Source organism: Rhizobium subbaraonis (genome assembly GCF_900220975.1).
Lineage (GTDB): Bacteria > Pseudomonadota > Alphaproteobacteria > Rhizobiales > Rhizobiaceae > Mycoplana > Mycoplana subbaraonis.
In genome coordinates this window covers 90,956-112,518 of the sequence record NZ_OBQD01000012.1, presented here as the reverse complement: position 1 = coordinate 112,518, position 21,563 = coordinate 90,956, and the positions used below count along the sequence as shown (strand labels likewise).

General features: G+C 63.4%; 22 protein-coding genes. 19 read left to right on the top strand and 3 right to left on the bottom strand.

What is annotated here, in order from left to right; genetic code table 11:
* Positions 1-40: 40 nt before the first annotated feature.
* From CRO48_RS19020 to CRO48_RS19010, 3 genes are read left to right on the top strand one after another with little or no spacing between them, the layout of a single operon-like run.
* Positions 41-2,872: a [protein-PII] uridylyltransferase gene (locus CRO48_RS19020; RefSeq protein WP_097141450.1), complete on the top strand. Its 2,832-nt coding sequence runs from the start codon at positions 41-43 to the stop codon at positions 2,870-2,872.
* Positions 2,869-4,455 (top strand): murein biosynthesis integral membrane protein MurJ, encoded by a 1,587-nt coding sequence (murJ, locus tag CRO48_RS19015; protein WP_097141449.1) that lies wholly within the window; start codon positions 2,869-2,871, stop codon positions 4,453-4,455. The genes CRO48_RS19020 and murJ overlap by 4 nt, the downstream gene beginning before the upstream one ends.
* The gene (locus tag CRO48_RS19010) at positions 4,452-4,844 is read left to right on the top strand and encodes a VOC family protein (protein ID WP_097141448.1); all 393 of its coding nucleotides are present in this window, start codon (positions 4,452-4,454) and stop codon (positions 4,842-4,844) included. The genes murJ and CRO48_RS19010 overlap by 4 nt, the downstream gene beginning before the upstream one ends.
* Before the next feature lie 7 nt (positions 4,845-4,851).
* On the opposite strand, the gene CRO48_RS19005 is transcribed toward CRO48_RS19010, so the two are convergent.
* Positions 4,852-5,349, bottom strand: a complete 498-nt coding sequence (locus CRO48_RS19005) for a YcbK family protein (protein ID WP_097141447.1) — start codon at positions 5,347-5,349, stop codon at positions 4,852-4,854.
* A gap of 292 nt (positions 5,350-5,641) precedes the next feature.
* On the opposite strand from CRO48_RS19005, the gene trpS reads away from it, so the two are divergent.
* The 15 genes from trpS to trmB all read left to right on the top strand — a co-directional run bounded on the left by trpS (position 5,642) and on the right by trmB (position 19,478).
* Complete coding sequence (gene trpS / locus CRO48_RS19000) at positions 5,642-6,706, top strand: tryptophan--tRNA ligase (protein ID WP_097141446.1); 1,065 nt, start codon at positions 5,642-5,644, stop codon at positions 6,704-6,706.
* A gap of 187 nt (positions 6,707-6,893) precedes the next feature.
* Positions 6,894-7,385: a universal stress protein gene (locus CRO48_RS18995; protein ID WP_097141445.1), complete on the top strand. Its 492-nt coding sequence runs from the start codon at positions 6,894-6,896 to the stop codon at positions 7,383-7,385.
* A 143-nt stretch (positions 7,386-7,528) separates the two neighbouring features.
* The gene (locus tag CRO48_RS18990) at positions 7,529-8,098 is read left to right on the top strand and encodes a NifU family protein (protein WP_097141444.1); all 570 of its coding nucleotides are present in this window, start codon (positions 7,529-7,531) and stop codon (positions 8,096-8,098) included.
* A 30-nt stretch (positions 8,099-8,128) separates the two neighbouring features.
* Positions 8,129-8,788: a tRNA (adenosine(37)-N6)-threonylcarbamoyltransferase complex dimerization subunit type 1 TsaB gene (gene tsaB, locus CRO48_RS18985; RefSeq protein WP_097141537.1), complete on the top strand. Its 660-nt coding sequence runs from the start codon at positions 8,129-8,131 to the stop codon at positions 8,786-8,788.
* Between the two features lie 5 nt (positions 8,789-8,793).
* Positions 8,794-9,285, top strand: coding sequence for a GNAT family N-acetyltransferase (locus CRO48_RS18980; RefSeq protein WP_097141443.1), 492 nt, complete (start codon positions 8,794-8,796; stop codon positions 9,283-9,285).
* 64 nt (positions 9,286-9,349) lie between these two features.
* Positions 9,350-9,778 carry a Fur family transcriptional regulator gene (locus CRO48_RS18975; RefSeq protein ID WP_097141442.1) on the top strand — a complete coding sequence of 143 codons (429 nt, stop codon included), beginning with the start codon at positions 9,350-9,352 and terminating at the stop codon, positions 9,776-9,778.
* A gap of 37 nt (positions 9,779-9,815) precedes the next feature.
* On the top strand, positions 9,816-10,613 hold the full coding sequence (locus CRO48_RS18970; RefSeq protein WP_097141441.1) for a lysophospholipid acyltransferase family protein: 798 nt from the start codon (positions 9,816-9,818) through the stop codon (positions 10,611-10,613).
* A gap of 46 nt (positions 10,614-10,659) precedes the next feature.
* Positions 10,660-12,060 (top strand): tRNA (N6-isopentenyl adenosine(37)-C2)-methylthiotransferase MiaB, encoded by a 1,401-nt coding sequence (gene miaB, locus CRO48_RS18965; RefSeq protein WP_097141440.1) that lies wholly within the window; start codon positions 10,660-10,662, stop codon positions 12,058-12,060.
* Positions 12,061-12,088: 28 nt separating this feature from the next.
* Complete coding sequence (locus tag CRO48_RS18960) at positions 12,089-13,144, top strand: PhoH family protein (protein ID WP_097141439.1); 1,056 nt, start codon at positions 12,089-12,091, stop codon at positions 13,142-13,144.
* A gap of 23 nt (positions 13,145-13,167) precedes the next feature.
* Entirely contained in the window at positions 13,168-13,671 is a 504-nt protein-coding gene (ybeY, locus tag CRO48_RS18955; RefSeq protein ID WP_097141438.1) for an rRNA maturation RNase YbeY, read from the top strand.
* Positions 13,672-13,683: 12 nt separating this feature from the next.
* Positions 13,684-14,841 (top strand): hemolysin family protein, encoded by a 1,158-nt coding sequence (locus CRO48_RS18950; protein ID WP_097141437.1) that lies wholly within the window; start codon positions 13,684-13,686, stop codon positions 14,839-14,841.
* Between the two features lie 270 nt (positions 14,842-15,111).
* Entirely contained in the window at positions 15,112-16,698 is a 1,587-nt protein-coding gene (lnt, locus tag CRO48_RS18945) for an apolipoprotein N-acyltransferase (protein ID WP_097141436.1), read from the top strand.
* A gap of 146 nt (positions 16,699-16,844) precedes the next feature.
* A complete protein-coding gene (locus CRO48_RS18940; protein ID WP_097141435.1) occupies positions 16,845-17,261 on the top strand; it encodes a helix-turn-helix domain-containing protein in 417 nt (138 codons plus the stop codon).
* Positions 17,262-17,439: 178 nt separating this feature from the next.
* A complete protein-coding gene (metK, locus tag CRO48_RS18935) occupies positions 17,440-18,696 on the top strand; it encodes a methionine adenosyltransferase (protein ID WP_097141434.1) in 1,257 nt (418 codons plus the stop codon).
* A gap of 83 nt (positions 18,697-18,779) precedes the next feature.
* Complete coding sequence (trmB, locus tag CRO48_RS18930) at positions 18,780-19,478, top strand: tRNA (guanosine(46)-N7)-methyltransferase TrmB (protein WP_097141433.1); 699 nt, start codon at positions 18,780-18,782, stop codon at positions 19,476-19,478.
* A gap of 75 nt (positions 19,479-19,553) precedes the next feature.
* Here the strand turns inward: trmB and CRO48_RS18925 are convergent, their stop codons facing one another.
* Positions 19,554-19,811 carry a BQ00720 family protein gene (locus CRO48_RS18925; protein WP_097141432.1) on the bottom strand — a complete coding sequence of 86 codons (258 nt, stop codon included), beginning with the start codon at positions 19,809-19,811 and terminating at the stop codon, positions 19,554-19,556.
* Between the two features lie 137 nt (positions 19,812-19,948).
* Complete coding sequence (locus CRO48_RS18920; protein ID WP_097141431.1) at positions 19,949-20,380, bottom strand: Hsp20 family protein; 432 nt, start codon at positions 20,378-20,380, stop codon at positions 19,949-19,951.
* Between the two features lie 181 nt (positions 20,381-20,561).
* Between CRO48_RS18920 and CRO48_RS18910 the strand changes: the two genes are divergently transcribed.
* Positions 20,562-21,506 carry a nucleoside hydrolase gene (locus tag CRO48_RS18910; RefSeq protein WP_097141429.1) on the top strand — a complete coding sequence of 315 codons (945 nt, stop codon included), beginning with the start codon at positions 20,562-20,564 and terminating at the stop codon, positions 21,504-21,506.
* The last annotated feature ends 57 nt before the right edge of the window (positions 21,507-21,563 follow it).

The window sequence follows — 21,563 nt, the reverse complement described above, 5'->3', positions numbered from 1 at the left end:
GGTGACGAAGGACAGAAGGGCAGCAGGCGGTCGCAATTTTATGGACAGCAAAGTAACGGTTCCGGCCCATTCCGGCCTGCTCGACGTCGCCACACTCCGGGCAAGGTGCGAATTCATCGCCAGCGCGCATGCCGAATATCGCGACCGCATGCGGGCGGCCCTTCTCGCCGAACTCAAGAGCGCCTATCAGCAGGGGCGGGAGCAGGCCCGCGAGCTTCTGTTTAACGACGGCAGCGGCCTTGCCTGCGCCGCACGGCTTTCCTGGCTGCAGGACCAGATCATCACTGTTCTGCACGATTTCGCGCTGAACCACGTCTTCAGCGCCGCAATGGCTCCGGAGGCCGCCCGCATCACCGTGACCGCCGTCGGCGGCTACGGTCGCGGCACGCTGGCGCCGGGTTCGGATATCGACCTTCTCTTCCTGCTTCCGGCGAGGCCCCAGCCATGGAGCGAGCCGGCGATCGAATTCATGCTTTACGTGCTGTGGGACATGGGCTTCAAGGTCGGCCATGCGACCCGTAGCATCGAGGAATGCATCACGCTCTCAAAGAGCGACATGACGATCCGCACAGCGATCCTCGAGGCGCGTTACCTGTGCGGTTCGCACCTCCTCTTCGACGAGCTGGCCGTGCGCTTCGAGCGCGAGATCATGCGCGGAACCGGCCCCGAGTTCATTGCCGCCAAGCTTGCCGAACGCGACGAGCGCCATCGCAAGGCCGGTGACACGCGCTATCTGGTGGAGCCGAACGTCAAGGAAGGCAAGGGCGGCCTTCGCGACCTGCACACCCTGTTCTGGATAGCCAAATACTACTATCGCATCCGCGACCCCGAGGACCTGATAAAGCTCGGCGTCCTTTCCCGTCACGAATACAAGCTGTTCCAGAAGGCGGACGATTTCCTCTGGGCGGTGCGCTGCCACCTTCATTTCCTCACCGGAAAGGCGGAAGAGCGCCTATCCTTCGACGTCCAATCCGAGATCGCGGCCTGCCTGGGTTACCAGCCGCATCCCGGCCTTTCGGCCGTCGAGCGCTTCATGAAGCACTATTTCCTCGTGGCAAAGGACGTGGGCGACCTGACGCGCATCTTCTGCGCCGCTCTGGAGGACCAGCAGGCCAAAGAGGCGCCGGGCTTCACCGCAGCGATCAGCCGCTTCACCCGGCGCAGCCGCAAGATTGCCGGCACGCTGGATTTCGTCGAGGATCGCGGCCGCATCACGATCGCCAATGCCGATGTGTTCAAGCGCGACCCGGTGAACCTGATCCGGCTTTTCCACATCGCCGACATCAACGAGCTGGAGTTTCATCCCGACGCCCTGAAGCTCGTGACGCGCTCGCTGAGGCTGATCAACAATGCGCTGCGGGAAAACGACGAGGCGAACCGGCTTTTCCTGTCCATCCTCACGTCGCCGCGCGATCCGGCCCTGATCCTCAGGCGGATGAACGAGGCGGGCGTGCTGGGGCGCTTCATCCCCGATTTCGGCAAGATCGTCGCGATGATGCAGTTCAACATGTATCATCACTATACGGTCGACGAGCACCTCATCCGGTCCGTCGGCGTGCTGGCGGCGATCGACCAGGGCCGCGAGACGGAGCTGCATCCGCTGGCCGGCCAGATTATACCGGGGATCGAGGACCGCGTACCGCTCTACGTGGCGGTGCTGCTGCACGACGTCGCCAAGGGCCGGCCGGAGGACCATTCCGTTGCCGGCGCCCGCGTCGCGCGCAAGCTGTGCCAGCGCTTCGGCCTGACGCCGAAGCAGACCGAGCTGGTGGTCTGGCTGATTGAGGAACATCTTGTCATGTCGCTTGTGGCGCAGACACGCGACCTGAACGACCGCAAGACGATCGTCGACTTCGCCGACAAGGTGCGGTCGATGGAGCGGCTGAAGATGCTGCTCGTGCTGACGGTCTGCGATATCCGCGCAGTCGGCCCCGGCGTGTGGAACGGCTGGAAAGGTCAGTTGCTTCGTACCCTTTACTACGAGACCGAGCTTCTGCTGTCTGGCGGCTTTTCGGAAGTGTCGCGCAAGGAGCGCGCCAAGGCTGGCCGTGAACGGCTCTACGAAGCCCTCTCCGACTGGAGCCAGAAGGACCGCAAGGCCTATAGCCGCCTGCACTACGATCCCTATCTGCTCACCGTCTCGCTCGAGGACCAGGTGCGGCATGCGGGCTTCATCCGCGATGCCGACAAGGCGGGGCAGGCGTTGGCGACGATGGTGCGCACCGACTCCTTCCACGCCATAACCGAGATCACGGTGCTGTCGCCGGACCATCCTCGACTTCTGACGGTGATCGCCGGCGCCTGTGCCGCGGCCGGTGCCAACATCGTCGATGCGCAGATCTTCACGACGTCCGACGGGCGCGCGCTGGACACGATCCTCGTCAACCGCGAATTTCCCAACGACGCCGACGAGATGCGCCGCGCCGCCAACATCGGCAAGATGATCGAGGACGTGCTGTCGGGTCGCAAGCGCCTGCCGGAGGTCATTGCCAATCGCACGCGCGGTCGCAAGCGCTCGAAGACCTTTACCGTGCCGCCTGCCGTGACGATCTCCAATACTCTGTCGAACAAGTTCACCGTCATCGAGATCGAGTGCCTCGACCGTCCGGGCCTGCTTTCCGAAGTCACGGCGGTGCTGTCCGACCTTTCGCTGGACATCGCCTCCGCCCACATCACAACCTTCGGCGAGAAGGTGATCGATACGTTCTACGTCAACGACCTGCTTGGCCACAAAATCACTAATGAGAACCGGCAGGGCAACATCGTTGCGCGACTGAAGGCCGTGATGGCCGAAGAGGCGGACGAGGCGCGCGACAGGATGCCGCCGGGCATGGTCGCGCCCTTGGGCGCGCAATCAGGGACCAGGGAATGAGCCTCGTCAGTAAATTCGCCACCGTCGGCGGCGCAACGCTTGGCAGCCGCGTGCTGGGTTTTGCGCGCGAAACGCTGATGGCCGCCGCCCTCGGCACCGGCCCGATGGCCGATGCCTTCTACGCGGCATTCCGCTTTCCCAATCTTTTTCGCAGGCTGTTTGCCGAAGGCGCGTTCAACGCGGCCTTCGTTCCGCTATTTGCCAAGGAGATAGAGGCAGGTGGCATCGACGGCGCCAAGCGTTTTTCCGAAGAGGTGTTCGGTGTCCTCTTCACTGTCCTGATGATCATCACCATCGCCATGGAACTGGCGATGCCGCTGCTGGTTTCATGGATCATCGCACCGGGCTTCGTCGGCGATGCGGAAAAGTTCGATGTGACGGTGGAACTCGCCGTCATCATGTTCCCATACCTGATGTGCATGTCGTTGACGGCGATGCTGTCGGGCATGCTCAATTCGCTGCATCACTATTTCGCCGCCGCGGTCGCGCCCATCTTCCTCAACGTGGTGCTGATCGGCGCCCTCGGTCTCGCCCTGCATTCCGGCGCCTCTCCGCTGGAAACGGCCCGGTATCTCTCCTGGGGCGTGCTTGCCGCGGGCGTCTTGCAGATGGCGGTTCTCTATGCCGGGGTGCTGCATGCGGGCATGCGCATCGGCTTTCGCTGGCCGCGGATCACGCCGAACGTCAAGCGCCTGCTCTGGCTCGCGCTGCCGGCTGCCGTGACGGGCGGCATAACGCAGATCAACCAGATCATCGGACAGATGATCGCCTCCACCAAGGACGGCGCGATCTCGGTCCTCCAGTATGCGGACCGCGTCTACCAGTTGCCGCTCGGCGTCGTCGGCATCGCCGTCGGCGTCGTGCTGCTGCCGGAACTGGCCCGCGCGCTGAAGGCTGGGCACGAGAAGGAAGCGGCCAACCTGCAGAACCGCTCGATGGAATTCGTGCTGTTCCTGACGCTGCCGGCCGCCGGCGCGCTGTGGGTGATATCCGACGAGATCGTGCGCGTCCTCTACGAACGGGGCGCCTTTTCGCCGGAGACGACTTCCGTCGTCGCCGGCACGCTCGCCATCTACGGCCTCGGCCTGCCGGGCTTTGTGATGATCAAGGCGCTCAATCCGGGCTTCTTCGCGCGCGAGGACACCAAGACGCCGATGCGCATCACCATGTGCTCGGTGGTGGTCAACTGCGTCCTCGCCGTCTCGCTCTTTCCCTTCTTCCACGAGCGCGGCATCGCCACGGCGGAGGCGACGTCGGGATGGCTGACGGCGATCTTCCTGTTTGTGACACTGGTGCGCCGGGGGCACTGGCCGCTGGACAAGGCGCTGGCCTGGCGCATCGCCCGGCTTCTGATCGCGACGCTCGTCATGGCCGTCAGCCTGAACTATGCCGCCGATGCCTTGGCTGCCCGGCTCGCGCCGACGGCGTCGCTGCTGGAACAGGTCGCAGCGCTCGGCGCATTGGTGGGGCTGGCCATGGTGATCTATTTCGGCGTGGCCTTTCTTATCGGCGGTGCCGACATCGGCATGATCCGCCGCAACGTCAAGCGCAAGGCCAAGCCCGCGCCGGAGAGCGGAGAATGACCCGCAGGATCGCGCTGGTGACGCTCGTCGTGCCCGACTACGACCGGGCAATCGCCTTCTATTGCGGCGCGCTCCGCTTCGACCTTGTCGAGGATACGCAGCTTCCCGACGGCAAACGCTGGGTGGTCGTGCGTCCGAACGGCGGCGAGGGACCCGGGCTACTTCTGGCCCAGGCGTCCGGCGAGAGGCAGCAGGCGGCCATCGGCAACCAGGCCGGCGGCCGGGTCGGCTTCTTCCTTCACACGGATGACTTCGAACGCGATTTCGCCTCCTTCGTCGCCGCCGGCGTCCGCTTCCTCGAGCAGCCGAGGACCGAGGCTTATGGCAAGGTCGCCGTGTTCGAGGACGTCTTCGGCAACACTTGGGACCTGCTGCAGCCCGCCGGCTGACGCGTACTCAGCGCATCGCAACAACTTTGGCCTTTGCCTGGTGCAGGCGCGCAAGGCCCCGTCCCCGGCCGCTGCAATAGTTCCACCGCCGCTTCGGCCCCACGTCGACATGGACGATGCCGTTGCAATAGGTGCCGATACCGCCGATGCCCGGAGCCGACTTCGCCGCGGCGACAATCCGGCTCACCGAGACGCCGGGGACCCTGATGTCGGCCGCCATGCATTTGCGGTGGTACGAGCCGCGGCGACCGCCCGAGCGATGCCCCGAGGTGACGAGGGGGCGTCGTCCGGTCTGGGCGGCGATGTGCGCGAGGACTGCGTGCAGCCGTCCCGGGAAGCAGCCGTGTCGTACCTTCGACGTCTGCGTCGCATAGGCCAGTGTGATCCGCGCCTTGTCCTTCTTGAAATTCAGCTTCTTTTCGTCGTCGGCCTGCGCATCATCGCTCGTCACGAGCGTCGAGAGCGCGAACAAGCCAGCCAGCAGCATGGAGCATGCTTTCCGCATGATACCTCTCCCTGATCGGACCGGTCAGCAATGCTGATCGGCTAGCCACCATCCCCGGCAGAGAACTGAAATCCTAAAATAGGCTTTTGTGAGGATTTTATTGCTAATATTAGATACCGCTTATGGGGTATGCTGAAAATGCCAGATCGTGTCGGCATTTCACCGGTGGTGTTGCCCATGCCGGTGCTCAATTCCGGCCCTTGATTGTGCCGTGGCCCGCGTGCATAAGCGCCGGCGTGAACCAGTTGCAGCGACCGCTGCTTGGGCCCTCCACCAGCCTCACGAGGACATCATGACCGCGTTCAAGCCGCTCGTCTTTTCCGGCGTCCAGCCGACGGGCAACCTCCATCTCGGAAACTATCTCGGCGCCATACGCAAGTTCGTGGCCCTGCAGGAAAGCAACGACTGCATCTACTGCGTCGTGGACCTGCATTCGATCACCGCTCAGCTCGTTCACGAGGATCTGATCGGCCAGATCCGCTCGATCGCCGCCGCCTTCATCGCCTCTGGCATCGACCCCGAAAAGCACATTGTTTTCAACCAGTCGGCGGTACCGCAGCATGCGGAACTCGCCTGGGTGTTCAATTGCGTCGCCCGCATCGGCTGGATGAACCGGATGACCCAGTTCAAGGACAAGGCCGGCAAGGACCGCGAGAACGCCTCGCTCGGTCTGCTGGCCTATCCGAGCCTGATGGCCGCGGACATCCTCGTCTACCGCGCCACCCATGTGCCGGTCGGCGACGACCAGAAGCAGCATCTGGAGCTCGCCCGCGACATCGCCATGAAGTTCAATCTCGACTTCAAGGAAAAGATCCGCGCCACCGGCACAGGCGTCGACATCGTCGTCGGAGAAGAGCCGGTGCATGCCTATTTCCCGATGGTCGAGCCGATGATCGAGGGCCCGGCGCCGCGCGTCATGTCGCTGCGCGACGGCACGAAGAAAATGTCGAAGTCCGACCCGTCGGATCTGTCCCGCATCAATCTTATGGATGATGCCGAGGCGATCTCGAAGAAGATCCGCAAGGCCAAGACCGATCCGGATGCGCTGCCGAGCGAGGCCGAAGGTCTCAAGGGCCGGCCGGAAGCCGACAATCTCGTCGGCATCTATGCCGCACTTGCCGACACCTCCAAGGCCAACGTTCTGGCGCAGTTCGGCGGTCAGCAGTTCTCTGCCTTCAAGCCCGCCCTCATCGATCTGGCCGTCAGCGTGCTCTCGCCGGTCACGACGGAGATGCGTCGCCTGATGGACGATACCGCCCATATCGACGCGATCCTGCGCAAGGGCGGCGAACGGGCGCGCGCGCGCGCCGAAAAGACGATGGCCGAGGTCGCAGACATCATCGGCTTCCTTCGGTAGGGGCGGCCGGACGCCGGTGCGCTTCGGCCGGAAAGAAGCTTGATCGTCCGCCGGAAGGAGGACGATCAGCCCTGTGGCGACAGGCCGCGCGGGCGGACGTGATGCATCGCGACATCCGCCCTGACCAATTCCCATTGCCGGGATTTGGTATAAGCTGTGGCGTAAACATGGCGAAAGCGAGTGAGCAATGGTATCGACACGACTGTCACGTCTGGAAGGGCATCGCCGCAAGTTCCTGGCGATCGTTGACGAAACGCCCGAATGCCAGCGTGCCACTCACTATGCCGCGGCGCGCGCGAAGAATTCGAATGGCGGCGTGGTTCTGCTCTACATCATCCCGGCGGGCGATTTCCGCGAATGGCTCGGCGTCGAGGAGATCATGCGCGCGGAGGCGCGCGAGGAAGCGGAGGCCGTCGTCGCCAAGGCAGCGCAGAGCATACGGGAAACGCTCGGCATCGAACCCGAGATCGTGATCCGTGAGGGCATCGCGTCCGAGCAGATCAATGCGCAGATCGAGGACGACCGAGACATCGCGATCCTGGTTCTGGCGGCCGGTTCGGCGAAGGAGGGGCCTGGACCGCTCGTCTCTTCGATCGGCGGGCGGGGGGCGGCCTTTCCAATTCCCGTAACCGTCATCCCGGAAAACCTCAGCGACGAGGAGATCGACGCGCTGAGCTGAAGGGTATCGCGCAGCGATGCTTTTTATCCTGCACTTATCCTGCAACGCGGCTTGATGCGGGAGCCGGAAATGCCTATTTTCTTTTGAATAGTTCTAAACAGTTGGCCGCGGAGCCTTGAACCCGACGGTACGGAGACGAGACGATGTTCATTCAGACCGAAACGACGCCGAACCCGGCAACCCTGAAGTTCCTGCCCGGAAAGATCGTGCTGGAAGAGGGCACGGCCGAGTTTCGCGACGCCACCGAAGCGCAGGCCGCTTCGCCGCTCGCTGCACGCCTGTTCGCCGTTCCCGGCGTTACCGGCGTCTTCTTCGGTTACGATTTCATCACGGTGACCAAGGACAGTGCCGACTGGCAGCACCTCAAGCCGGCGATCCTCGGCAACATCATGGAGCATTTCATGTCCGGCCAGCCGATCATGGCGGGTGGGGCGCTCGGCGGCGACGAGAGCGAGGAGGGTGAGTTCTACGATGAGGGCGACGAAGCGATCGTCGCGACGATCAAGGAGCTCTTGGCGACCCGCGTTCGTCCCGCAGTCGCGCAGGACGGCGGCGATATCACCTTCAAGGGCTACCGCGACGGCCGCGTCTATCTCAACATGAAGGGCGCCTGCTCCGGCTGCCCGTCCTCCACCGCCACGCTGAAGCACGGCGTGCAGAACCTGCTGCGCCATTTCGTACCGGAAGTTCAGGAAGTTGAAGCCGTCATGTGAAGACCGGCACCCTTCATGCGGGTGCCCACGATGATCCTGCTGGCCATCGATACGTCCGGCAGCGGCTGCTACGCGGCCATCCATGACAGTGCACGCGACGTCACGCTCGGCATGGCGGGCGAGGATATCGGCCGCGGCCATGCCGAGCGCTTGATGGACTTCGTCGACCAGGCCCTGGCGAATGCCGGGATCGAGATGGGCGCCGTCGAGCGTATTGCCGTCACCGTTGGTCCGGGCTCGTTCACGGGTATCCGCGTCGGCGTTGCTGCCGCGCGCGGGTTGTCGCTCGCGCTCGGCGTCCCCTCCGTCGGCATCTCGACTTTGGCGGCGATCGCCGCCGGATACCGGCAGAGCCACCCGGGCAATCCCGTCTTCGTAGCTGTGGATGCAAAACGCGGCGAGGCTTACTGCCAGGCATTTTCCGCAGACGGCGCGCCGCGCGGCGAGGCGTCCGTTCTGTCGCTGGATGACGCGAAGGCCGCAGCCCTTGCGGCAGGCGGTGCGATCGTCGGTTCGGCAGCTGTCCTGCTCGGTTCGGGCGATGAGGGTGGAGCAAATGATGCTGTCGCCATCGAGATGGTGGCGCGGCTCGGCGCGCTAGCCGATCCCCGGGCCGACAGGCCGAAACCTCTTTACCTGCGCGGCCCGGACGCCAAGCCCCAGGCCGGTTTTGCCATTGCGAGGGCCTGAATTCCGTGTCGCTGACCGATTTTTTCATCCGCAAGCCCGAGTTCGAAATCTTCCCGATCGAATCGGGGGATCGCGGTGTTCTGGCAGGTCTGCACAAGGCACGATTCGCGCGCGCCTGGAGTGACGGCGAGTTTCACGCGCTGTTGTCACAGGAAACCGTCTTTGGCTTCGTGGCCTGGCAGATGAACGCTTCGGGTCGGCCCGCCGGCGGTTTCGTGCTGGCGCGTGCGGCAGCGGGCGAGGCCGAGATCCTTACCATTGGCGTCGATACGCGCTTCGAGCGAACCGGACTTGGCTGGCGTCTGATGCAGGCGGCCCTGCGCGAGGCCCGCATGCGTGGCGCGGACGAAATTTTCCTGGAAGTCGACCAGGGCAATCTGGCAGCGCTTCGGCTCTACGAGAAGCTCGGCTTTGCCAAGGTGGGCGAGCGCAAGGCCTACTATGAGACTGTCGGCGGGCGGTCCACGGCGCTTGTCATGCGGCGCGATCTTCGCTAGTCCCGATGGATGGGATACGCATCGGTGCGTTCCCAGGCATGCGAGACAGGGGAGCCGGCGCGAAATGGGGCAGGTCGAAAAAACGCTGGAAGAGCTCTGCGTCGAGCGCGGCATGCGCATGACCGAGCAGCGCCGCGTGATCGCCCGCGTGCTGGAGAGCTCCGCCGACCATCCGGATGTCGAGGAGCTCTACCGTCGCTCCGCCGAGGTCGATCCTCGCATCTCTATTTCGACGGTCTATCGCACGGTGAAGCTGTTCGAGGACGTCGGGATCATCGAACGCCACGATTTCCGCGATGGCCGTTCGCGGTACGAAACAGTCCCGGAAGAGCATCACGATCACCTGATCGACCTGAAAAGCGGCACGGTGATAGAATTCCACTCGCCCGAAATCGAAGCGTTGCAGGAGAAGATCGCCCGCGAACACGGGTTCAAGCTCGTCGATCACAGACTCGAGCTCTATGGCGTTCCCCTGAAGAAGGAAGACGAGTAGGCCGGCCGTCTGACGGCCGCCTGCTCGCAGGTTCCACTTGATAGCCAAGCTCCGCGTCGCGATCGTGCTGCTCGGTCTGGCGGTGGTCACGCTGATCCTGTTGCCGGCGCAGCTTGTCGGTCTGTGCCTTGACTTGAAGCTTCGCCGCCGCATTCCGCGGCTCTGGCATCGCGCCGCCTGTCGCCTGCTCGGCCTGAGGGTGCGCGTGCACGGCACGCTGGAAAAACGCCGGCCGCTGATGCTGGCGGTCAATCACGCGTCCTGGAAGGACATTCTCGTCCTAGGCTCGGTGGCCGACGTCGTCTACATCGCGAAGTCCGAGGTGCGGGATTGGCCGGTCTTCGGCATCCTCGCCCGCCTGCAGGCGACGATCTTCGTCGTGCGCGAGGAGAAACGGAAGACGGGAGAGCAGGTGGGCGAGATCGCGACGCGGATGGCCGCCGGCGAGATTGTCGTTCTCTTTCCGGAGGGAACCACCTCGGACGGCAACAGGCTATTGCAGGTGAAGACCTCGCTCTTCGGGGCGGCTGCCAGTGCGGCCGCACAGGTGCCGGGAGGGACCGTGCACGTGCAGCCCGTCTCGATCGCCTATACCGGCATTCACGGCATGCCGATGGGGCGCTACCACCGGCCGATTGCCGCATGGCCCGGCGATATCGAGATGCTGCCGCACCTGCTCGGCATCCTTCGCGAGGGGGCCTTCGACGTCGATGTCGATTTCGGCGAGATGATCCCCTACGATGTGAGCGGCAACCGCAAGGCGCTCAGCCGCGAGGTCGAGACGCGCATTCGCGCGATGCTGGGCGACCGGCTGCGCGGGCGAAGGATAGATTGAGGGCGCGGGGCTTCATTCCCGAGCCGTTTTCCACTAAAGAGCCGGCATGAGCGAACAGATTTCCACAAGCGAGACGGCAGGGCAGGCCGCTCCGGCTGCGCGCAACACCCGCAAGGTGTTCGTGAAGACCTACGGCTGTCAGATGAACGTTTACGACAGCGAGCGCATGACCGACGCGCTGTCTAAGGACGGATACGAGGCGACCACGACGCTGGAAGACGCCGACCTCGTGCTTCTCAATACCTGTCACATCCGCGAGAAGGCGGCCGAGAAGGTCTATTCCGAGCTGGGCCGCCTTCGCGACATGAAAAAGGCGCGGGCCAAGGACGGGCGCGAATTCGTCATCGGCGTCACCGGCTGCGTCGCCCAGGCGGAAGGCAGCGAAATCCTTCGCCGGGCGCCGGCCGTGGACCTCGTCATCGGACCGCAGACCTATCACCGCCTTCCCGACGCCCTGAAACGCGCCAAGGCCGGCGAGCGCGTGGTCGACACCGATTATGCGATCGAGGACAAGTTCGAGCACCTTCCCGCACCGAAGAAGGCGCAGACGCGCGCCCGCGGCGTCGCGGCGTTCCTGACGGTGCAGGAGGGCTGCGACAAATTCTGCACCTTCTGCGTGGTGCCTTACACCCGCGGCTCCGAAGTCTCCCGGCCGCTGGCTCAGATCGTGGCCGAGGCCGAGCGTCTGGTCGACGCCGGCGTGCGCGAGATCACGCTGCTTGGTCAGAACGTGAATGCCTGGCACGGCGATGGCGCCGATGGCAGGGCGTTGGGACTCGGCGCGCTGCTCGCCCGGCTTTCGCAGATCGAGGGTTTGGCGCGTATCCGCTACACCACCAGCCATCCGCGCGACATGGACGAGGCGCTGATCGCCGCTCATCGCGACCTGCCTAAGCTGATGCCCTATCTGCACCTGCCGGTGCAGTCCGGCTCCGACCGCATCCTGAAGGCGATGAACCGGCGCCATACGGCCGCCGAATATGTCGCCCTGATCGAACGCATCCGCGCCGTGCAGCCCGATCTCGCCATCTCCGGGGACTTCATCGTCGGATTCCCCGGCGAGACCGACCAGGATTTCGAGGACACGATGGAACTGGTGCGCACGGTCGGCTATGCGCAGGCTTTTTCCTTCAAGTACTCCATCCGTCCGGGCACGCCCGGCGCGGAGATGGACGGACACGTCCCGGAAGGTGTAAAGTCCGAGCGCCTTGAGAGGCTGCAGGCGCTGCTGTTCGAACAGCAGACGGCTTTCGCTGCAGGGTGTGTTGGCAAGGAGATCGAACTTCTGCTGGAGAAGCCGGGCCGCATGCCCGGTCAGCTGGTCGGACGATCCCCCTGGCTGCACCCTGTTAATGTTGATGCAAACGGCTCCGAAATCGGTGACATTATAAGGGTGCGAATCACCGGTGCCGGCCCGAACAGCCTTTTCGCCGAGGCGATTGGTTGACGGGCGGCCAGCAAGGGAGCGTTGCCGCTTGAACGGACACGAATTGATGACGACATCGCCGCGCCAGTCGAAACCACCTGCGACAGACGCAAATCACTTCGTGCTCACCTTCGAAAACAACCGATATGCCAGCGAGCTGTTCGGCCAGTTCGACCAGAACCTGAAGCTTCTGGAGCAGCGGCTGCAGATCGATGCCCGCCCGCGCGGAAATTCGGTGGCAATCACCGGCGACGTGGTGGCGACCAACCAGGCCCGCCGCGCGCTCGACTATCTCTACGGGCGTCTGCAAAGCGGTGGTTCGGTGGAGCTCTCCGACGTCGAGGGGGCGATCCGCATGGCCGTTGCCGCCGACGACCAGCTGCTGCTGCCGACCATGGAGCGCAAGGCCAAGCTGACCATGGCGCAGATTTCCACGCGCAAGAAGACGATCGCCGCGCGCACGCCGATGCAGGATGCCTATATCCGCGCGCTGGAGCGCTCCGAGCTCGTCTTCGGCGTCGGACCCGCCGGCACCGGCAAGACCTACCTCGCCGTCGCCTATGCCGCCCAGCTGCTGGAGCGCGGCGCGGTCGACCGCATCGTGTTGTCGCGGCCCGCCGTCGAGGCCGGCGAGCGGCTCGGCTTTCTTCCCGGCGACATGAAGGAAAAGGTCGATCCCTATCTGCGGCCGCTCTACGATGCGCTCTATGACATGATGCCGGGCGACAAGGTCGAGCGCGCGATTACCGCCGGTGTTATCGAGATCGCCCCACTCGCCTTCATGCGCGGCCGGACGCTCGCGAACGCCGCCGTCATCCTGGACGAGGCCCAGAACACGACATCGATGCAGATGAAGATGTTCCTGACCCGTCTTGGCGAGAATGGCCGCATGATCGTCACCGGCGACCCGAGCCAGATCGACCTGCCGCGCGGCATGAAGTCCGGCCTCGTGGAGGCGTTGCAGATCCTGCGCGGGGTCGAGGGCGTGTCGGTGGTACGCTTCAAGGATGCCGACGTTGTGCGCCACCCGATGGTGGCCCGCATCGTCCGCGCTTACGAATCCCAGACCGCCGTGCAGGACGAAAGCGAGCACATGGACCGCTGAGGCGGTCCATTGCCGACCGAGCGATGACCGAAATCGAAATCCAGATCAGCGTCGAGGAAGGCCCCTGGGCCGACGAAGAGGCGCTGCTTTCCCTGAGCGAGCGCGTGATCGGAGCCGCGGCGCGACATCTCGTGCGCGAAGAGGGCCAGCCTTTTCCGGCCGCCCCGCCAGAGCTGTCTTTGGTCTTCACCGACGATGCCTCGATCCGCGCCGTCAACGCGGAATGGCGTGGACAGGACAAGCCGACCAATGTGCTCTCCTTTCCGGCCTTTCCGGTCGAACCTGGCGACATGCCCGGCCCGATGCTCGGCGATATCATCATGGCGCACGAGACGCTGGCCCGCGAAGCGGTCGAATTGGGCAAGCCTTTCGACGATCACCTGACGCATCTTTTGGTGCATGGATTTCTGCACCTCTTCGGTTATGATCATATGGAAACCGACGAGGCCGAAGAAATGGAGGGGCTGGAGACTCGCATTTTGAGCGAGCTTGGCCTATCTGACCCCTACGGGGATGACCCGGTTTGACAGTTTGGAACGATGAGCGATTTTAAATCACAGCCGCTTTCGGCTGAAGCGAATGAGGCTGATGCCTCGGAACTGGACGACGGGGGCAGTACGCCCAGGCCGGAGCCGCATGCGAATCCGGCAAGGAATCTCTGGTCGCGCGCGATGCGCTTCTTCAGAAGCCCCGACGCCACAAGCCTCCGCCATGATCTTGCCGAGGCCCTGAAGACCTCCGATCCCGAAGGCGATGCCGCCTTCTCGCCCGAAGAAAGGGCGATGTTGCACAACATTCTTCGTTTTCGCGAGGTGCGTGTAGAGGACGTCATGGTCCCGCGCGCTGACATCGAGGCCGTTGAACAGGACGTCACCATCGGCGAACTGATGATGATCTTCGAGGAATCGGGCCATTCGCGCATGCCTGTCTACTACGACAGCCTCGATGATCCCCGCGGTATGGTGCATATCCGCGATCTCCTGGCCTACGTCACCAAGCAGGCGCGCAACAAGCGACGCAATGGGGCAAAGGCGGTAAACGGTTCTCCGGCCGCCCAGGCTGGCGATAAGCCGACCAAGGCGCCGAAGGCGGAATTCGACCTCGCGCGCGTCGATCTCGGAAAGACGGTGGCGGAGGCGGGTATCATCCGGCCGGTCCTCTTCGTTCCTCCGTCGATGCTCGCCTCCGACCTGATGGGGCGCATGCAGGCGGCCCGCACCCAGATGGCGCTGGTGATCGACGAGTATGGCGGCACCGACGGCCTTGCCTCGCTGGAGGACATCGTAGAGATGGTCGTCGGCAACATCGAGGACGAGCACGACGACGACCAGGCGATGATCACGCGCGTTTCCGACGACGTCTTCATTGCCGATGCGCGCGCCGAACTGGAAGAGATCGCCGGAACGATCGGCAGCGACTTCGACGTTCGCGAGCAGCTCGAGGACGTCGATACGCTGGGCGGGCTGATCTTCGGCTCGCTTGGCCGCATTCCTGTCCGCGGCGAGGTCGTCCAGGCGCTGCCGGGCTTCGAGTTCCACGTGCTCGATGCCGATCCCAGGCGCGTCAAGCGGGTGCGCATCACTCGCAAGCGCCCGTCGGCGCCGCGACGTCGTCCGCACAAGGCGGAGGGCGAGGTTCCACCGGCTGAGCATTACCCGGTTCTGACCGAGAACGACGAGACGAAGGGAAACGCCTGATCGCTTCTCCCCCGGTGGCGTCCGTGCCAGCTTGTATCCGGACCTGAAGACCGGCGGGCATGGCAGTCTCATGCATGTGTCTGATCTTCGGCCATGTCTCGCACCGCTTGGCTCGGCACGGTGATCCCTCCTGCACCAACGGGATGGTGGGGCTGTGCCTTCTCGGCTCCGCGCTTGCCCTCTTGCCAGTCTTCCTGCGCCGCGCGACAAGCGGTGCGAATTTTGGAAGACTTGCCGCGCTGATTCGCGGTCGGGTTCGAGAGGGACGGAATGGGGCGACTGGCAGGCAGGGTGATGCTTTTGTCCGGCTGGATGCGTGCGCTGACGGCCTTCGTCGCCGGGCTTTTCGGGGTGCTCGCGCTGCAGCCATACGGATTCTTTGCCGCGCTGTTCGTCTCTTTCACGCTTTTGACCTGGCTGATCGACGGCGCAAGCGGGGATCCCGATGCCGGCTTCGTGCGCCGCCTGGCGCCAGCGTTCCGCATTGGTTGGTGTTTCGGTTTCGGCTATTTCGTCGGCAGTCTTTGGTGGCTTGGAAACGCGATGCTGGTCGATGCCGACGAGTATGCCTGGGCGGTGCCGTTGGCCGTCCTCGGCCTCCCGGCCTTCCTGGCGCTTTACTATGGCTTTGCCGTCGCGCTGGCGCGCCTGTTCTGGTCGGATGGCGTCGGACGGTTGTTCATGCTGGCCGCGGCTTTTGGTATTGCCGAATGGCTTCGCTCGGTCCTGTTTACCGGCTTTCCCTGGAACGCGGTGGCCTATGGGGCCATGCCGATACCGCTGCTGATGCAGGCGGTGCGCCCCATCGGCGTGCTCTGCATGAACGTGCTGGCGGTTTTTGTGTTTGCCGCTCCCGCTTTGTTGTGGACGGGGCGTGGCAAGCGGATCGGCCTTTCGCTGGCCGCTTTCATTCTGGCGTTGCAGGTGGGCTACGGCTTCTACGCTCTACGGGTACTTCCCGAGGCCTCCGACACTGGCGTGACGGTCCGCCTGGTACAACCTTCGATCGACCAGGCGACGAAGTGGGACGATGCCAACCGCACGGCGATTTTCGAGAAGCATCTCGCACTCAGCGCAGCGCCCCCTTCGGGCCAGAAGCGGCCGGATGTCATCGTCTGGCCGGAGACGTCCATACCTTTCATCCTCACCGACAATCCCGATGCGCTCTCGCGCATCGCCGAGGTTCTCGACGACGATCAGGTGCTGATCGCCGGCGCCGTCAGGACAGAGGATGCGGGCGCGGGTCGGGAGCCCCGCTACTACAATTCGATCTATGCGATCGACGGCACGGGCCAGATCCTCGGCGCTGCCGACAAGGTCCACCTGGTGCCGTTCGGCGAGTACATGCCGTTCGAGGATCTGATGAATTCCTGGGGCGTCGCCGCTGTCGCATCGCTTCCGGGCGGCTTCTCGGCGGCGCGCTCGCACGAGTTGCTGAAGCTGCCTTCGGGGCGGTCGTTCTATCCGCTGATCTGCTACGAAGCGATCTTCCCCTACGAAATCGCCCCCACCGCTTTCTCGACCGATGCGCTTCTGAATGTCACCAACGACGCGTGGTTCGGCGACACGCCGGGGCCAAGGCAGCATTTTCACCAGGCGCAGGTCCGCGCGGTGGAGACCGGGCTGCCGCTGATCCGCGCCGCCAATACCGGCATCTCCGCGGTTGTGGACGCGAAGGGGCGTGTCGTATTAGGGCTTCCTTATGATGCGAGCGGATTCGTTGATGCAACTATTCCGGGAAAAAACGCTGCGTTTCATGACAATATGTCACAAAACCTAAGGTTTTGGGCCTTAGTTGCAATCTTTTTTGGAATAGGGGCTATTTCACGCAATGGTTTTATCCGGCGTGCGAATTGACCGAAAACCCCTAAAATTGCATAGTGGCAGTTGCCGGCATCGTTGCCTACTATCAAGTCCGAAGTATTTCGGTTGCAACGTGACGTTAGTGCTTATGATTGATGCCGGGTAGCAAAAGCCATTGCGCGCGTTAGGACAAAGTAACGATGGAAAACAAGAAGAAGCCGAACCCGATCGACATCCATGTCGGTAGCCGGATCCGCCTTCGCCGAACCATGCTTGGTATGAGCCAGGAAAAATTGGGCGAAAATTTGGGGATCACCTTCCAGCAGATCCAGAAATACGAGAAAGGCACGAACCGCGTCGGCGCAAGCCGCCTGCAGAACATTTCCAGCATACTCAACGTGCCGGTTTCGTTCTTCTTCGAAGATGCCCCGGGCGAAAATACCGCCGGCCAGTCCGGCATGGCGGAAGCGTCCAGCTCGAATTACGTGGTCGATTTCCTCTCCTCCTCCGAGGGGCTGCAGTTGAACCGCGCCTTCGTCAAGATCGCCGATCCGAAGGTCCGCCGCAAACTGGTGGATCTCGTCAAGGCGCTCGCCGCCGAGGCGGAAGTGGAATAGCCACCTCGCCTTGCGTTGAAAATCTAGCGCAAGAAAGCGGCTCCTTTTGGAGCCGTTTTTCTTTTGTGCGGCATAAAGGGGAATAATTAGACATAAAGATATGTTTATGTCGTTCTGCGCTTGTTTTTCCCGTCTGAACTGACTAATACGGAAGCGTCTTCATTGAGGGGAATCCCGTATGCGCAGCAACTATCTCTTCACCAGCGAATCCGTGGCCGAGGGACATCCCGACAAGGTCTGCGACCGGATTTCCGACGAGATCGTCGACCTGGTCTATCGTGAGGCCAACAAGACGAATTTCGATCCCTGGACCGTCCGGATTGCCTGCGAAACCCTGGCGACGACCAATCGCGTCGTGATCGCCGGCGAGGTGCGCCTGCCGCCGAGCCTGCTTAAGAAGGACAAGGACGGCAACGACGTCATCAACCCCTCCAAGTTCAAGGCCGCTGCCCGCAAGGCGATCCGTGACATCGGTTACGAGCAGAGCGGCTTCCACTGGAAGAGCGCCAAGATCGACGTGCTGCTGCATGCCCAGTCGGCCGATATCGCCCAGGGCGTCGACAGCGCCGCCGACCAGCAGGGCGACGAGGGTGCCGGTGACCAGGGCATCATGTTCGGCTACGCCTGCCGCGAAACGGCCGAACTGATGCCTGCTCCGATCTATTATTCCCACCGCATCCTCCAGCTCCTCGCCGAGGCGCGCAAGAAGGGTGATGGCGACGTCGCCAAGCTCGGCCCCGACGCCAAGAGCCAGGTGACGGTCAAGTATGTGGACGGCAAGCCGTCCGAGGTCGTATCGATCGTACTGTCGACCCAGCACCTGGATGACAGCTGGGATTCGGCAAAGGTTCGTCAGGTCGTCGAGCCCTACATCCACGAAGCTCTGCACGACATCAAGATCGGGGCGGACTGCAAGTGGTACATCAATCCCACCGGAAAGTTCGTCATCGGCGGACCGGATGGTGATGCGGGCCTCACCGGCCGCAAGATCATCGTGGACACCTACGGTGGCGCTGCCCCGCATGGCGGAGGCGCCTTCTCCGGCAAGGACACGACGAAGGTGGACCGCTCTGCGGCCTATGCCGCGCGCTATCTCGCCAAGAACGTCGTTGCCACCGGGCTGGCCGATCGTTGCACGATCCAGCTGTCCTACGCCATCGGCGTCGCCCAGCCGCTGTCGGTCTATGTCGACCTGCACGGCACGGGCAAGGTGACGGAAGATCAGGTCGAGGCTGCGATCCGCACCGTCATGGACCTGTCGCCCTCCGGCATCCGCCGCCACCTCGACTTGAACAAGCCGATCTACTCCAAAACGGCCGCCTACGGCCACTTCGGCCGCAAGGCCGGGCGCGACGGCTCTTTCTCCTGGGAGAAGCTCGATCTCGTCAAGCCGATCAAGGATGCCTTGAGGGCCGAGACGCTGAAGGCCGCCTGATCGGCCTTTACGGATCGCGCGTGAACACTGTAAAGCGGGTGCCTCGCAAGAGACGCCCGCTTTTATCGTGAGAGATGGAGCCCATGACAGAACAGCCGCATCCGACCCGTGCCACCGAAGCCTTCTTCGGCCGCCGCAAGGGAAAGCCGCTACGCGAGCGGCAGGCGGAAGGCATGGCGACGCTGCTGCCTGCTCTCAAGCTCGACATCGAAACGCCGGTACAGCGGCTGGCGGACCTGTTTCCAGAGCCCGTCGAACGGTTACGGCTGGAGATCGGCTTTGGCGGCGGCGAGCATCTTGTTCACCGAGCGCAGGAGAACCCGACGACCGGGTTCATCGGCGTGGAACCGTTCGTCAACTCCATGGCGAAGCTCCTGTCGCGCGTGGGCGAACTCGGCTTGAACAATGTGCGCGTCTATGACGACGATGCGACCGAGGTTCTGGATTGGTTGCCGGAAGCTTCGCTGGACCAGATCGATCTGCTCTACCCGGACCCCTGGCCGAAGCGGAAGCACTGGAAGCGTCGGTTTGTCTCGGCCGTCAATCTCGACCGTTTCGCGCGGGTGCTGAAGCCAGGCGGGCATTTCTGCTTCGCGTCCGATATCGACACCTACGTCAACTGGACGCTGCTTCATTGTGCAGGCCACCCGGCCCTCGAATGGACGGCCGGGAACGCCTCGGACTGGTTGACGCCCTTTGCCGGCTGGCCGGGCACGCGCTACGAGGCGAAGGCCCGGCGTGAGGGCCGCAGTTCGGCCTATCTCACCTTCCGCCGGGTTTGAACGAGGGCCGGCTCTTCTTCCGAAAGGGAAAGCGGCGGAACACGATGCGCACCGGAGCCTGACGCGTGAGGCGTTTCAGTGCAGGCTGACGGTGCGCAGTTCGTCCTCGGCTGCCTTATAGAAGGTGCTGGAACGGTTGTCCGTCAGAAGGATTGGCGTGCCATCCGCGCCGAACAGAGCCCACAGATCGAGGTTGGGATCGATATCGGGCGCTTCCGGGAAGCAGCGCGACACTTCGTCTGCGCGCATCTTGCGGATGTAGCCGACTTCGCCTGCGCCGAGATGTGCAAGGTCGGTCTTCGATACTTGGGGGGAGATGGTCTTCAGTCCCATGGTTTGCCTCCTGGCAATGTGCCGGATTGGGTGCCGGCCCGCCGGATGCCCGCTGCCATCGTGGCCCGTCGGTGCGTCCGGTTGATCAGTCTGTCGGTGAAGCTCCGGCGGAGGTGCCCGCAGGAACGGCACTTGGCCTAGTCTGGTACGGAAATGTTAATTTTCCTTACCATGCGTTCCGGTTCGGGACGCGCCAGATCGACGGCGAGAAGACCGTTGCGCAGCTCGGCACCCAACACGCGCATTCCGTCCGCAAGGACGAACATGCGTTGGAATTGCCGCGCGGCAATGCCTCGGTAGAGGTAGTCTCTTTCGCCGCTGTCGACTTGCCGGCCGCGAACGATGAGCTGGTTCTCCTCCGTCGTGACCTCGAGCTCTTCTTCGGAGAAGCCTGCCACGGCGAGCGTGATCCGGAGCCGATCGGGAGCGCCGGAAGCGCTGTCGGCGAGAATGCGCTCGATGTTGTAGGGAGGATACCCGTCATTCCCCTTGGCAATCCGTTCAAGGGTCTTTTCCATGGCGTCGAAGCCGAGGAGAAGCGGGCTGGCAAAAGGCGTAATGCGGCTCATTGCGTTAGTCCTTGCTTTCAAGCGACTGTTTCGGGACCCGAATTTCAGCATCCCGACAGAAGGCAATATGGGGATTGCCATACGCACGTGCAAGACGCTTGCAGAGCGCCCCGGGGTAAATATAGTCCCGGTTTCGCCGCGAGAGGCGGTGCAAGAACACGATTCGGAGAAGTGAAGGCCCATGTCGCCGCGAAGAAAGATCATCATAGATACCGACCCGGGCCAGGACGATGCCGCCGCCATCATGCTGGCCTTCGGCAGTCCCGCAGAACTGGATCTGCTCGGCATCACCACCGTTGCCGGAAACGTTCCGCTGAAGCTGACGGCGCGCAATGCGCGTATTCTGTGCGAGTTGTGTGGCCGTCCCGACGTCAAGGTCTTCGCCGGCGCCGACGCGCCGTTGCAGCGCCCGCTGGTCACGGCCGAACACGTCCACGGCAAGACCGGCCTGGATGGTCCCGAACTCGATGAGCCGACCATGCCGCTCCAGGAGCAGCATGCCGTCGATTTCCTGGTGGACACGCTTCGCAGTGAGCCCGCGGGCACGGTGACGCTCTGCGCGCTCGGTCCTTTGACCAATGTCGCGCTTGCACTGCAGAAGGCTCCCGAGATCGCCGGCCGCGTGGCCGAGATCGTCATGATGGGCGGCGGCTTCTTCGAGGGCGGCAACATCACGCCGGCTGCCGAATTCAACATCTATGTCGATCCCGAAGCGGCCGATATTGTCTTCAAGTCCGGCATTCCGATTGTGATGATGCCGCTGGACGTCACCCACAAGGTGCTCACGCTTCGCACCCGGGTGGAAAAACTGAAGGCGATCGGTTCCCGTCCGGCCAAGGCGCTGGTGGCGATGCTGGAGTTCTTCGAGCGGTTCGACGTCGAGAAGTACGGCTCCGACGGCGGCCCGCTGCACGATCCGACGGTGATCGCCTATCTGCTGCGCCCCGAGCTTTTCGGCGGACGCGACTGCAACGTCGAAATCGAGACAGCCTCGCCGCTGACGGCCGGCATGACGGTGGTCGACTGGTGGCAGGTGACTGGGCGCCAGCACAATGCGCGGGTCATGCGCGACATTGATGCAGACGGCTTCTTCGAGCTTTTGACGGAGCGCGTGGCTCGGCTTTGAGCGCAGGGGCATCCGATATGTAAAATGAAAACGGCGCCCGGAAGGGCGCCGTTTCGT